Source organism: Glycocaulis albus (assembly GCF_014639075.1).
Taxonomy (GTDB): Bacteria; Pseudomonadota; Alphaproteobacteria; order Caulobacterales; family Maricaulaceae; genus Glycocaulis; species Glycocaulis albus.
The window spans coordinates 63198-76140 of the sequence record NZ_BMFS01000006.1 but is presented as its reverse complement, the minus strand read 5'-3'; the positions used below and the strand labels follow the sequence as shown (position 1 = coordinate 76140).

The window sequence follows — 12943 nt, the reverse complement described above, 5'->3', positions numbered from 1 at the left end:
GCCGAAGGGCAAGTACGCCGCTCTAGCCGGGATCACCATCATCGCCGCCCTTGCCGCCCAGCACCACCATCAGGGCAATGGCCGCAGCACCGGCGGCAATAAGCCCACCGCTTTTGAGCATGGGAAGCGCCGAGACCAGCGCGATCTTGGCCAGGCGCTTTTCCGCCTCGCGCTGCTCGCGCTCACGGGCCTCGTGGCGTTTCTGCTCAACGGCCATCACGATCAGCACGATGAGGGCCGCAGCCACGAAGACTCCGGCCATCAGCGCCAGCGTGCTCACCAGGCCGATCGCCTCGGCCAGCATCACGCTGGCAAGCACGCAGCCGAACACCACCGCGCCAATGACGCACAGCGCCAGCAGGATTTTCAGATAAATCCGCGTCTTGAGATGACTGCCGACCAGCGAGACATGTCCGCTGGCCAGCGACATCAAGGCGTTTACAGGTCCGAGCATGCGGTTAGCGGCGCGCCAGGAAACCGATCAGAAGGCCGGCTGCCGCCGCGATGCCGAGCGCCTGCCACGGTTTCTCACGTGTCTCCCGGACAATCCGGCCCTCCACCGTGTTCCACTGGTCGACCACATCTTCCACAAGCTGCTCGCCGACATCCTTGCCCTGTTTGACCGTAGTCTTGGCAGCCGTGGAAGCTTCATGCGCGCTGACCTTGCCGACCCGTCCAACCTGCTCGACCAGCTCGCGGAACTCGCGTTTCAGCTCGTCCAGCTCGGCGGCAAGGGATTCGGCATCTGCCTCGCGCTTGACGGCAGATTTCGCCTGTTTGGTGGCGCGTGCAGCAGAGGTGCTCATATGTCTGTCCTTCCTTGTTCGTCGCGGTTTTGACGAGGCGGCACGGCCTTCCTGCCAGTCGCGCGAACATGTCACTGTTCCGCTATTGGTAAGTGCCGCCTTGCAGGTCTAGAACACAGGTAACGCAGCACCCTTCCTTTGGTTGCAAGGAGTTCCCATGGCATTCGATGAAGCCGGACTGGCGATCACCATAGATGCAGAAGACCATCCGGCTGATATCGCCCACACCCTGTCAGAGATGGATCCGGGAGAGGCCTGGAAGCTTTTGTGCGCGCTGCCGGTATCGGTGCAGGCCGACGTGTTCGGCTATATCGAACCGGAATTGCAGGCCGAAACCATCGAGCACATGACGCGCCCGCAGCTGACGGCGCTCATCACCGAGATGGACGCCGATGACCGGGCCGACGTCTACAACCGGCTCTCCGAGGAGCAGCAGGAAATGATCCTGCCGGCCCTTGCCCATGTCGAACGCGAGAATATCCGCAAGCTGGCCTCCTACGAGGAAGGCACGGCCGGCGCGATCATGACCTCGGACTATGCAACGCTGAAGCCTGACATGACGGCGAAGGAAGCGATTGCGCAGCTGCGCCTGGAGGCGCCCGACAAGGAAACCATCTACCGGACCTATGTGCTCAAGGACGACCGGGAACTGATCGGCACGGTGCGCCTTGCCGACCTTATCCTCGCCCCGCCCTCACGCAAGGTCTCGGCGCTGATGGACGATGACCCGGTCTTCGTGCACGTCGATGACGATCAGGAAAGCGTGGCCCGCACGGTCGCCAAATATGACATCCTGGCCGTGCCTGTTGTCGACGCGCAGCATCATCTGCTCGGCATCGTCACACACGATGACGCCATCGACGCGCTCGAGGAAGAGGCCACGGAAGACTTCCTGCGTCTCGGCGCGCACGGCGATATTGACGAAAGCGTCCGCTCAGCCGGCATTTTCACCCTCTATCGCGCCCGCATTGTCTGGCTGGTCCTGCTGGTGTTCGGCAATCTCCTGTCCGGCTTTGGCATCGCCTATTTCGAGGACACGATTGCCGCCCATATCGCGCTGATCTTCTTCCTGCCGCTACTGATCGCCTCTGGCGGCAATGCCGGCGCGCAGGCCGCAACACTGATGGTGCGCGCGCTGGCAACCGGCGAGGTGCGCTCGCGCGACTGGGGGCGCATGCTGGGCCGCGAATTTCTCGTCGCTGCGGCGCTCGGCATCACCATGGCGCTCGCGGTTTCCGGCATTGGCGTCTTCCGCGGTGGAACCGATATCGCAATGGTGGTCGCCAGCTCGATGATCATCATCGTGCTGGTCGGCAGCCTGATCGGCATGAGCCTGCCATTCGTGCTCTCACGCCTCAATCTGGACCCTGCGACGGCCAGCGCGCCTCTCGTCACGTCGATAGCCGATGCCACCGGTGTGGTGATCTATTTCACCATCGCCAGCGTCGTGCTGTTCGGATGAGCCCTCGTCCTTCGAGACGGTCAAGAATTTGGTCCTCCCCCGTGAACGGGGGAGGCATCACCGGCAACGTCCGGGGCATCAGACCGTAAGGACTACTCCACGGCCCGCATTTCAGGCACGCCCGTAAAGGGCCGGATACCGAATTCGGGATAGATCTCGCTCGGGAAATAGACCCGGCCGTCGGCAACAACCATTGAGATCGTCTTGATGTCCCGCAGGTCCTGCGTGGGATCCCCTGGCACCAGGAAGAAATCAGCCAGATAGCCCGGCTCGATCCGGCCCAGCTCGCCGTCTACACCGAGATATTCGGCCATGCCATGGCTGGCCCAGCCGAGGATTTCCGCAGGCTCCATGCCGATCTGCTGATAGAGCTCCAGCTCGCGGTGATAGGCGAATGAGCCGCCAAGATCGGTACCCGGCACCATCGCGATACCGCGCTCGCGCATGATCTGCAGCATCTGGCGTATCTGCTCGAATGCGCCGCGATAGGCCGCATCCTCTTCCTCGCTATTGATCGCCGACATGGCCGAGCGGGCACCGCGCTGCACGGCCACCGGCATGTGATCGACATAGTCCGCCGCACCGGCGAACACCTCGCCATTGCGCGACAGCAAGAGCTGCTCGTGAATGGCAAAGGTGGGATCGATGGCAACGCCGCGCTCAACCATCGCGTCGATGGTGGCCTGAACGTTTGGACTGTCGAGGTCCAGGACAGGAAGGCGCTGCAACGCGGTCAGGCGCAGGAGCGTGCGCGTATCCTCGTCAGACTCCAGCACCCAGCCCAGCATGAGCTGGTTGATATGCACGATCTCGTCATACCCGGCTTCGATCATCGCATCGGCATTGGTGAACGCGGGGATATGACCGGTGACGCGAAGCCCGCGCTCGCGCGCGGCGGCGATGACAGCCGGAATCCATTCGGGACGCATGGAGTTGTAGATCTTGATCTGGTGGAACCCGCCGCGGTCGGCATAGTCATGCACCGCCTGAACGGCCTCCTCCTCGCTTTCCACCACCACGCCGTTATTGGAATTGAAGGGGCTGCGCCCTTCGATGAAGGCGCTGCGGTAAAGGCGGGGTCCGGCTACGCGCCCAGCCTCGATATTGTCGACAAGCTGGTCGAGGACCGCGTTATTATTGCCCATGTCACGGGCGCTGGTAATGCCTGCAGCGATGTTCAGGAAGGCGCTGGCCTCCCCCATATGGGCGTGCATCTCGAACAGGCCCGGCAATAGCGAGCCCCCGCCGCCGTCAATCTCCACCTCACCGGCGCGTGAAGGCACCTCCAGCGGATCGATTGCAGCGATGCGATTGCCCTCGACGACGACCGAAACCGGCTCTCCGAGCGCCTCGGCGAGTGGATCAAAGACGCGCACATTGCGCACCCTGACCGGCCCGTCGAACTCATGGGCGACGCGCGACTGAATCGCCTCGAACCGGCTGGCACCGTATTCGGCCGCCAGCGCGCGAAGCCGCTCATCCTCGCCTTCAAAGCCTTCAGCCAGCACAGCGAAGGAGGGCGAGATGACCCCGAAGAACGCCTCTCCATCCATCAGGAAATAGGTGGGGTTGAGACCTAGGCCCGACAGTGCCCAGCTGGTGATTTCGCGCGTGTCAGATCCATTGGAGACGGTCAGACGCTCAATCTCTTCCATGCGCACCTCACCGCCCGGAATGGCAGCAAGCACATTGCCGTCGGCGGCCATCAGGGCGCGGGCGGTGATCGCGAGGCTGTAGGGGCTGGAGTTCTGCGGCGCGTATATGGCGCGGCCGGTCACATCCATCCCGGTCTCGCCGGTCGTATCGCGCCAGAAGGCGCGGCCATCCTCCAGATGGAAAAGCTCGTCGACGGCATTTCCGAACGTGGTGGCACCTTCGATGGACCAGTGCACCGGCAGCCCATGCCCGTCGAGTATCACGCTCTCGTTGAAAGTGGGGCCCCGCCCGTTATTGCGGAACTCGTAAAAGATTGCGTAGCCATTTTCCTGCGGCGTCACCTGAACGGCGCCGATGGGCGTACCGCCAGTGAGCACGGTGAAGCTCGCCGCCTCATGCTCCACAGGGCCGGCCCATTGCGGTGCCTGCCCGGTTGCGCCAGCTGTTTGCGCCGGTCTGTCCACCGGCGGCTCGCATGCCGCCAGCCCCGTCACCAGCACTGTAATACCCGCCAGCCGCAATAGCGTCGCCATGGCGCGCCTCCCCTTGTCTGTTTTCACACTCTTGCGCGCACGCTAGCACGTGCCCCGTCAACGGGAAGGCTGTCTGGCATCGGGGCTGTATCAGGCTCCCACCTCTGCGCGGGGTGAAAAAGCCTCTGCCTTTTCGGCGCCAAGGGTAGTAGCAAGGCCCTGACCGGAACGTCAGAACAATGCGAGGAGCACGAGTGTCATGGCCGCAGACGGGACCAAGAATGCCGAACTCACCTTTCGCTGGGATGATGCGCTTCATCTGGACACCCTGCTGACAGAAGAAGAGCGCATGGTCTCCAAGGCCGCGCGCGACTACTCGCGCGGAGAGCTTCTGCCCCGCGTGATCGAGGCAGCACGCGAGGAAAAGTTCGACCGCAAAATCATGTCGGAGATGGGCGAGCTGGGTCTTCTGGGCGCCACCTTGCCGGAAGTCTATGGCGGCTCTGACCTCTCCCACGTCGCCTATGGCCTGATCGCGCGCGAAGTCGAAGCCGTTGACTCCGGCTATCGCTCGGCCATGAGCGTGCAGTCTTCCCTCGTCATGTATCCGATCTTCGCGTTTGGCTCAGACGAACAGAAAAAGAAATACCTGCCCAAGCTCGCCAGCGGTGAATTTGTCGGCTGCTTCGGCCTGACCGAGGCCGATGGCGGATCCGATCCGGGCGCGATGCGCACCACCGCGAAGAAGGTCGATGGCGGCTATGTCCTCAACGGCTCGAAAATGTGGATCACGAACTCGCCGATTTCTGATCTGGCGGTGGTCTGGGCCAAGCTGGACGGCGAGATACGCGGCTTCATCGTCGAGCGCGGCACGAAGGGCTTCGAGACACCCAAGATCGAAGGCAAGCTCTCGCTTCGCGCCTCCGTCACCGGCTCGATCTCGCTGGATGACGTAAAGGTCGGCGAGGACGCCATCCTGCCAAACGTAAAAGGCCTGCGCGGTCCGTTCTCCTGCCTCAACAAGGCGCGCTACGGCATATCCTGGGGCGCAATGGGCGCCGCGGAATTCTGCTTCCACGCCGCGCGCGATTATGCCCTCGAACGCGTCGTCTTCGGCAAGCCGATTGCTGCCACCCAGCTGGTCCAGAAGAAGCTGGCCGACATGCAGGCGGAAATCACGCTTGGCTTCCTCGGCGCGCTGCAGCTGGGCCGCCTGATCGACCAGGGCGCCTTCGTGCCCGAAGCCATCTCGCTGATGAAGCGCAATAATTGCGGCAAGGCGCTGGCCATCGCCCGCGAGGCGCGCGACATCCATGGCGGCAACGGCATCGCCGAGGAGTACCATATCCTGCGCCACGCGGTGAATCTGGAAACCGTCAACACCTATGAGGGCACGCACGATATCCACGCCCTCATCATGGGGCGCGCCATCACAGGCCATCAGGCGTTTGCCTGATGGCCTGAATTCCCGGAAGTTGCGCCAGCAGCTATCCGGGACGTAGTGCAGAACACGCTGAGACAGGCGCCGGGTCGCTGCGCGTCCGGGGTTTCAACGTCTCCCCCTACCCCCTCGGCCACATATTGAGCTGGGTCTGGGTCGTCAGCGAGACCAGCTTGCCATCCTCCCGCTCGATGCGGGTCTGCCAGACCTGACTGGTGCTGCCCTTGTGGATAGGCGTTGCCGTGGCGATGACCTTGGTGCCCACAGGCGGGCTGGAGATCATGTTGGTCTTGCTCTCGGTCGTGGTGGTGCCCACCGCGCCTTCCGGCAGCGACACAAAGGCCCCGATCGCGCCCGCAATATCGGCCAGGCTCATCATCGCGCCGCCATGAAGCGTATCGCCGAGCGTGCAGATGTCGGCGCGCACCTCCATTTCGGCCACGACCCGCTCCGGCCCGGCTTCGACCACCACAACGCCGAGCGTGCGCGCCAGCGGGACGGCGTACTCATTCAACTGCTCAACGGTCAGCGTCATGGCACCTATTTCTCTACCGCTTCGGGCTGGCGCGAAGGCGAGCGGGCAATCAGGTCCAGCATGGCATCGGCACGCCGGGCCACATCCACCGCCGTCTCCACCGCGCCGCCGAAGAAGGCCAGCGTCATGTTCTCATAGGTGTCGCTGATCTGGTGGTAGTGCTCATGGTCCTCGACGCCCAGATAGAGGAAGGGGATGCCCGCCGCGTGGAAGGGGCCGTGATCGGACAGCATCGTCCAGTCATTGCGCGGATCATCGCTCGGCTCGTCATAGCCGGTGCGCAGATTGACCGGCGACACCTCTGCCGCGGCCGTAACCAGATCTAGCAGGACCGGATAGTGCCAGGTGCCGACGGCATACAGATCATCGGTCTCGCTATAGGCCAGCATGTCCATGTTCAGCATGAAGCCGACGGATTCATAGCCTTCCGGCATGTTGGCCACATAATGGCGCGCGCCGCGAAGACCGCCCTCTTCGGCATCGAATGCGACGATGATAACGTCATTCTCCGGCGGGTTCTCCATGAACGCCGCGGCAACCGCCAGCAGGCCCGCCGTGCCCGACGCATTGTCGTCTGCGCCGTTGAATATATTACCGTCTTCATCCATGCCGACATGGTCGTAATGCGCGCCGACCACCATCACATGTTCGCCCGGATTGGTCCCGGCGATACGGCCCACCAGATTGATCGCAGTAATGGTTTCACGCTCGGCATCAGGATCGCGGAAATCCAGCGAACGCTGGAAGGTGAAGCTCTGCTCGTAGTTTTCAAACACCGCCTCGACGCCCATCTCGCCAAGGCGCTCGACGATATAGGCGCGGGCGCGGGCATTGCCCTCGCTGCCGACGAGGCGGCCTTCCATCTCATCTGCCGAGAGGGCGCGCAGATCGGTCAGCGCCTGCGCCTCGCGCGACGGCCCGGTGTCGGTTGGCGCGCAGGATGCCAGCGCGAAAGCCAGCAGGGGAAGGACCAGAATCTTTGGGGTGAACTGCATGACGGATAAGGCTCCCTGCCCTGACAAGCTGTTAGGATGCGCGCTTGAGGATTCGCGCGAGTTACCCCAAGTCTAGCGCTGCGAAGCGCCGCGAACAGGAGGAAATTCCATGCCCATGGCCGCCGACGATATTTCACGCCTGATCCGCGAGGCCCTGCCTGATGCGCAAGTGGAGATCGAGGATCTGGCCGGCGATGGCGATCATTACCGCGCGACCGTGGTCTCACCGGCCTTTGCCGGGCTTTCCAGAGTAAAGCAGCACCAGCTGGTCTATAATGCGCTGGGCGGTCGCATGGGCGGCGAGCTGCATGCCCTCGCGCTCATCACGCGCGCGCCCTGAGTGCCCCGCTTGACCGGACGGCTGGCTCTTCCTAGCTCTCTGGCAGGATATTCCCCGCGCGAAGGAGCGCCCTCATGACCGATACCACAACGCTAGAATCCATCCGCAACACGGTGGAGAGCCACGACGTGGTGCTGTTCATGAAGGGCACGCCGCTCTTTCCCCAGTGCGGATTTTCCTCGCTCGTCTCGCGCGTGCTCCAGCATATGGGCGTGGAATATCACTCGGTGAACGTGCTCGAAGACATGGATGTGCGCGAAGGCATCAAGGTCTATTCAGACTGGCCCACCATCCCTCAGCTCTACGTGAAGGGCGAGTTCATCGGTGGCTGCGACATCGTGAAAGAGATGTTCGAGACCGGCGAGCTCAAAGCCCTGCTCGACGACAAGGGTATTGAAGCGGCCTAGCGGTTGGCCTCCCTCTCCTTCGAGCGCCACTGCATCCCAAGGCATGAGATCGAGTATCCGGGTCCCCGGCCCCCGAGCCGGGGTCCATTTTTCTTTTTTTCCGATTAAAGCCGGGGTGCGGCATTGCTGGATCCCGGGTTCCCCGTTTTCACGGGGACCGGCAAGCCCGGGAACCCGGTTGAGAGGCAAGCGCTTCCAATTCCTCTGAACCTGAGCCCGCGCGCGAAGGCCGGCGTCCTACCGCCTCGGCCTTGGCGTCGGGGCCTGCGGATTGATAACCCGGACCGTCCCGCCGCGCGGCAGGCCCAGATCGTCGCGCGTCCAGACCAGCACCACCCCTTCAGGCAGATAGGCGCGGCACAGGTCCGGCTGGAGCCGCCGCAGCTCCACCGTGAAAGACCAGCGCGTGCGCGAATCCACCATCACAACCGGCTCGAAGCTCTCCTTCGTGGTACAGCCGTTGGAGCGCACCTGAACCCGGATCGTCCCGTCAGCCTGGACATACCAGTCATGAATTGTCTCGCGCTCACCGGGCAGGTCGCGCGAGGGCTGTGCGGATGATGCCGCTGCGCATGCCGCCAGCATCAGGGCCGAACCCGCCACCGCCATCCGTCGTGTCATCGCCATCATCCTCATGCCTCCGGTTTTAACCGGCACAACCCATGACAGGCCAGACATGACTGCAAGCTGAAAAGTTTGCCCAAACGCCAAACAAAAAGCCCGCCAGCAAGCTGACGGGCTTTTCGCGTATTCTATAATTCCGGGCGCCTTACGACGCGTAGAATTCGACCACCAGGTTCGGTTCCATCTTCACCGGGTAGGGCACGTCGGAGAATTCCGGCACGCGGGTGTAGGTGGCTTTCATCGCCTTGGCATCGAGATCGATATAGTCCGGCACGTCGCGCTCGGCGCTGTCCAGCGCTTCAAGGACGAGGGCCATGTTGCGCGACTTCTGGCGCACTTCCACCACGTCACCGGGCTTTACCTGGTAGGACGAGATGTTGACGCGCTTGCCGTTCACCGTCACGTGGCCGTGATTGACGAACTGGCGGGCGGCAAACACGGTCGGCACGAATTTGGAGCGGTAGACCACCGCATCCAGACGGCTTTCCAAGAGGCCGATCAGGTTTTCGGCCGTGTTGCCACGGCGGCGCTGCGCCTCTTCATAGGTGCGCGCAAACTGCTTCTCGGTGATGTTGCCGTAATAGCCTTTGAGCTTCTGCTTGGCCATGAGCTGCAGGCCAAAATCACTCATCTTGCCCTTGCGGCGCTGGCCGTGCTGGCCGGGGCCGTAGGAGCGGGTGTTCACCGGAGACTTAGGACGGCCCCAGATGTTTTCGCCCATACGGCGGTCAATTTTGTATTTCTGCGAATGACGCTTCGACATGGTTCTCTCTTCTTCGATGCGGCCCGGCCTGTGCGCCCTCACAATCGCACCGGCTACAAAACACGGCGGTTCACGCATCGTCCCGTGGGATGAATATTCAGGACTGTCACCAGCCCCAGCGTGAGGGAAGCGCGGCTTATGCTGCAGGGGCTGGGAATTGTCAATTCAAGAGGGTGAGTTGGCCCAATTCCCTCGTCCTTCGAGACGCACTTCGTGCTCCTCAGGATGAGGGAATTGGACTGCGCTTTTCCCCTCATCCTGAGGGTGAGCGAAGCGAACGTCTCGAAGGATGAAGCGAAACGCGCGTCACTCCCGCACCACGCGCGCCTTGCCGCGTCCGATGGTCAGCGCCTTGATGGCGCCGCGGAAGGTGCGCACTTCCTGCTCGGTAAGGCCTGCGCGGGCGAACATGTTGCGCAGATTCTGCGTCATCAGCGGCTTTTTCTCCGGCGGGAAGAAGAAGCCGGCCCGTTCCAGCTCGTCCTCGAAATGCTCATACATGCGGTGGAGCTGCACCGCATCGGCGGCCTCCTCCAGCGGTTTGAACTCTTCTGGCGGCGGATCGCCGGCGCGCCATTCATGGGCCAGCACACCCACCGCCATGGCCAGGTTCAGCGAGGCAAAGCCCGGATCAACAGGCAGGGTAAGGATGGAGCGCGAGCGCGCGACCAGCTCGTTGGGAAGACCGGATTTCTCTGCCCCGAAGAGGAAGCCCGGCTTCTGGCCGGCTGCGATCAGCCCCCTCGCCTCGGCCATCGCCTCGCGCGCAGTCATTACCGGTTTGACCATGCCGCGCGGGCGCGCCGTGGTGGCGTAGAGCACGGTGCACCCCTCCAGAGCGTCATCGAGATCATCGCTGACGCGGGCAGACGTGTAGAGGGGCGAGCCGGCGCTCATCGCCTCGGCGCGTTCATTCGGCCAGCCATCGCGCGGGGCATGGATGCGCAAGTCCTCAAGGCCGAAATTGGCCATCACCCGCATCGCCGCGCCGATATTCTCGCCCATTTGCGGATTGACCAGCACGAAAGCCGGGCCCGGTCCGCGCGCACCGTCACTCGATGACATACCTGCCCTTCCTTAAGCGGGTGCGCGGTGCTAGATGACCGCCCGAACCAGTAAGGCCCACCTCTAGCGCGCCGATGCGCGCGCCCTCAAGAGAAGAGCACACCGCACATGGCAAAGATCAAAGTCGATACCCCCGTTGTTGAGCTTGATGGCGATGAGATGACCCGGATCATCTGGGATCTCATCAAGCAGAAGCTGATCCTGCCCTATCTCGATATTGATCTGAAATACTACGACCTCTCCATCCAGAAGCGCGACGAGACCGATGACCAGATCACGGTCGAGGCCGCCGAGGCGATCAAGCATTACGGCGTTGGCGTGAAATGCGCCACGATCACGCCCGACGAGCAGCGCGTGGAAGAGTTCGGCCTGAAGAAGATGTGGCGCTCGCCCAACGGCACGATCCGCAACATCCTCGGTGGTGTGGTGTTCCGCGAACCCATCGTCATCAAGAACGTGCCCCGCCTGGTGCCGGGCTGGACCAAACCCATCGTCATCGGCCGCCACGCGTTTGGCGATCAGTACCGCGCCACCGACATGGTGGTGAAGGGCCCTGGCAAGCTGACCATGACGTTCACGCCGGAAGACGGCAGCGCGCCGGTCACCCACGAAATCTTTGACTTCCCCGGCGGCGGTGTCGCCATGGGCATGTATAATCTGGACGCCTCGATCCGCGACTTTGCCCGCGCCTGCCTGCGCTATGGCCTGGATCGCGGCTGGCCGGTCTACCTCTCCACCAAGAACACGATCATGAAAGCCTATGACGGGCGCTTCAAGGACATCTTTGAAGAGATCTACCAGGCCGAATTCAAGGCCGATTTCGATGCCAAGAAGATCACCTATGAGCACCGCCTGATCGACGACATGGTGGCAGCCGCGATGAAATGGTCCGGCGGCTATGTCTGGGCCTGCAAGAACTATGATGGCGATGTGCAGTCCGACACCGTCGCGCAGGGCTTTGGATCGCTGGGCCTGATGACCTCGGTGCTGATGACGCCGGATGGCAAGACCGTTGAGGCGGAAGCCGCCCACGGCACCGTCACCCGCCACTATCGCCAGCACCAGCGCGGCGAGCAGACCTCGACCAACTCCATCGCGTCGATCTACGCCTGGACGCGCGGCCTCTACCACCGCGGCAAGATGGACGGCAATCAGGCCGTTATCGACTTTGCCGAGAAGCTCGAGCTTACGGTCACCAAAACGGTCGAGAGCGGCTATATGACGAAAGACCTCGCGCTTCTGGTGGGCGACCAGCAGGGCTGGCTCTCCACCGAAGGCTTCCTCGACAAGCTGGGCGAGCGCTTCGCTGCGGCCATGAACAACTAGGGCTTATTGCCTGATCTGAATAACGAAAGCCCCGCCAGCGATGGCGGGGTTTTTTGTTTTCCACGCACCCGTACCACTCAAACCGGGTTCCCCGCCCCCGGGCGGGGCCCCATGAGACCGCCGCACAAGGTTGGCGCTTAAAAACTGGATCCCGGGTCAAGCCCGGGAACCCGGTTGAGATATAACCCTACTTGATCCCAGCATACCGCAACGGCTGCGTAGCCGGGGAACACTACCCCCTGAACGCCTCTTCACACGGCACGAAGCGACCCTCCAGCGCCGCGACGTCGTCGGCGAGGATCAGTTCCTGATTAACCGGAAAAAGCGCATCCTGAACGGACATGATGTGCTCGCGGGTCGTGCGTCCTTCGGCGACAGCCCGGTCCAGCCACTGGGCCGTTTCCATCATCAGGTTTTCAGCCAACTGCGTATCGGCGAGATATTGTGTCATGATCCCTGCCTGCGCGTTGCAATAGATGTGCAGATCGACCTCGCTCATCTCCGGCGCGGGCGTGAAAGCAAGACTGGCAGCCAAAAGGGCAAGCATGGCGGGTCTCCTGTCATGAATATGAGGCCGAGCGTGCGCTGAGCCTCTCCGCCTGCCAACTGACAATACGTGTCAGCGGGACTTCTTCGCCTTGGGCGCTATCGCCCGGTAGCTCTCATCAATCCAGCCCTTGAGCAGATCGACGGGCGCGTCCTCGTGTTCAGGAAACTCTGCTGACACCCAGCCGGACTTGCCCAGATTATACCCGGCAGGCGAGGCAAACGCGTGGACCGACAATACCGCATCGCCGGATTCCGGCAATTTCGCCGTGATGGCGCAGGCCTTGCCAGACCGCCCCCCGGACAAAAAGACAAAGCTCTTGCCCTTCACCTTGATGGCATACTCGCCCCAGGGGTGATGCTCGGTGGCACCGGGCAGGGTGAGCGCATAATCGACAAGCCGGTGGAGATCGGGGTGACGCATGATGGCCTCCTTTGATATCCGCATCATAGTCTGGCATGCCCCTGCCTTGCCAAGACCGGCAAATGGCGTATGCGTGGACC

The 12943-nt window shown here is 62.6% G+C and carries 15 protein-coding genes; 5 read left to right on the top strand and 10 right to left on the bottom strand.

Features of this window, described 5'->3' with window-relative positions; translation table 11 throughout:
- Nucleotides 1-22 precede the first annotated feature (22 nt).
- Both IEV75_RS07785 and IEV75_RS07780 read right to left on the bottom strand, forming a co-directional pair.
- Nucleotides 23-454 (bottom strand): hypothetical protein, encoded by a 432-nt coding sequence (locus IEV75_RS07785; RefSeq protein ID WP_188451997.1) that lies wholly within the window; start codon nt 452-454, stop codon nt 23-25.
- 4 nt (nt 455-458) lie between these two features.
- On the bottom strand, nt 459-806 hold the full coding sequence (locus tag IEV75_RS07780; RefSeq protein WP_188451996.1) for a glycine zipper domain-containing protein: 348 nt from the start codon (nt 804-806) through the stop codon (nt 459-461).
- Nucleotides 807-963: 157 nt separating this feature from the next.
- On the opposite strand from IEV75_RS07780, the gene mgtE reads away from it, so the two are divergent.
- Nucleotides 964-2268: a magnesium transporter gene (mgtE, locus tag IEV75_RS07775; RefSeq protein WP_188451995.1), complete on the top strand. Its 1305-nt coding sequence runs from the start codon at nt 964-966 to the stop codon at nt 2266-2268.
- A gap of 92 nt (nt 2269-2360) precedes the next feature.
- Here mgtE and IEV75_RS07770 read toward each other — a convergent pair whose 3' ends face one another.
- A complete protein-coding gene (locus IEV75_RS07770; RefSeq protein ID WP_188451994.1) occupies nt 2361-4457 on the bottom strand; it encodes an amidohydrolase family protein in 2097 nt (698 codons plus the stop codon).
- A 199-nt stretch (nt 4458-4656) separates the two neighbouring features.
- Here IEV75_RS07770 and IEV75_RS07765 point away from each other — a divergent pair, with 199 nt between their 5' ends.
- Nucleotides 4657-5853 (top strand): acyl-CoA dehydrogenase, encoded by a 1197-nt coding sequence (locus IEV75_RS07765; RefSeq protein WP_188451993.1) that lies wholly within the window; start codon nt 4657-4659, stop codon nt 5851-5853.
- A gap of 106 nt (nt 5854-5959) precedes the next feature.
- Here IEV75_RS07765 and IEV75_RS07760 read toward each other — a convergent pair whose 3' ends face one another.
- A complete protein-coding gene (locus IEV75_RS07760) occupies nt 5960-6373 on the bottom strand; it encodes a PaaI family thioesterase (protein ID WP_188451992.1) in 414 nt (137 codons plus the stop codon).
- A gap of 5 nt (nt 6374-6378) precedes the next feature.
- Nucleotides 6379-7368, bottom strand: a complete 990-nt coding sequence (locus tag IEV75_RS07755; RefSeq protein WP_188451991.1) for a M20/M25/M40 family metallo-hydrolase — start codon at nt 7366-7368, stop codon at nt 6379-6381.
- A 109-nt stretch (nt 7369-7477) separates the two neighbouring features.
- Between IEV75_RS07755 and IEV75_RS07750 the strand changes: the two genes are divergently transcribed.
- Both IEV75_RS07750 and grxD read left to right on the top strand, forming a co-directional pair.
- Nucleotides 7478-7708, top strand: coding sequence for a BolA family protein (locus IEV75_RS07750; protein ID WP_188451990.1), 231 nt, complete (start codon nt 7478-7480; stop codon nt 7706-7708).
- A 74-nt stretch (nt 7709-7782) separates the two neighbouring features.
- On the top strand, nt 7783-8115 hold the full coding sequence (gene grxD, locus IEV75_RS07745) for a Grx4 family monothiol glutaredoxin (protein ID WP_188451989.1): 333 nt from the start codon (nt 7783-7785) through the stop codon (nt 8113-8115).
- 237 nt (nt 8116-8352) lie between these two features.
- On the opposite strand, the gene IEV75_RS07740 is transcribed toward grxD, so the two are convergent.
- The 3 genes from IEV75_RS07740 to IEV75_RS07730 form a co-directional block, all read right to left on the bottom strand.
- On the bottom strand, nt 8353-8736 hold the full coding sequence (locus IEV75_RS07740; RefSeq protein ID WP_188451988.1) for a ricin-type beta-trefoil lectin domain protein: 384 nt from the start codon (nt 8734-8736) through the stop codon (nt 8353-8355).
- Between the two features lie 148 nt (nt 8737-8884).
- Nucleotides 8885-9502, bottom strand: coding sequence for a 30S ribosomal protein S4 (rpsD, locus tag IEV75_RS07735; protein ID WP_127567553.1), 618 nt, complete (start codon nt 9500-9502; stop codon nt 8885-8887).
- 306 nt (nt 9503-9808) lie between these two features.
- Nucleotides 9809-10567 (bottom strand): RNA methyltransferase, encoded by a 759-nt coding sequence (locus IEV75_RS07730; RefSeq protein ID WP_188451987.1) that lies wholly within the window; start codon nt 10565-10567, stop codon nt 9809-9811.
- Between the two features lie 108 nt (nt 10568-10675).
- Between IEV75_RS07730 and IEV75_RS07725 the strand changes: the two genes are divergently transcribed.
- Nucleotides 10676-11893 carry an NADP-dependent isocitrate dehydrogenase gene (locus IEV75_RS07725; RefSeq protein WP_188451986.1) on the top strand — a complete coding sequence of 406 codons (1218 nt, stop codon included), beginning with the start codon at nt 10676-10678 and terminating at the stop codon, nt 11891-11893.
- Between the two features lie 232 nt (nt 11894-12125).
- Here IEV75_RS07725 and IEV75_RS07720 read toward each other — a convergent pair whose 3' ends face one another.
- Together IEV75_RS07720 and IEV75_RS07715 are read right to left on the bottom strand one after the other, a co-directional pair.
- Nucleotides 12126-12440, bottom strand: a complete 315-nt coding sequence (locus IEV75_RS07720; RefSeq protein WP_188451985.1) for a hypothetical protein — start codon at nt 12438-12440, stop codon at nt 12126-12128.
- A 72-nt stretch (nt 12441-12512) separates the two neighbouring features.
- Complete coding sequence (locus IEV75_RS07715; RefSeq protein WP_188451984.1) at nt 12513-12863, bottom strand: MmcQ/YjbR family DNA-binding protein; 351 nt, start codon at nt 12861-12863, stop codon at nt 12513-12515.
- Between the last annotated feature and the right edge of the window lie 80 nt (nt 12864-12943).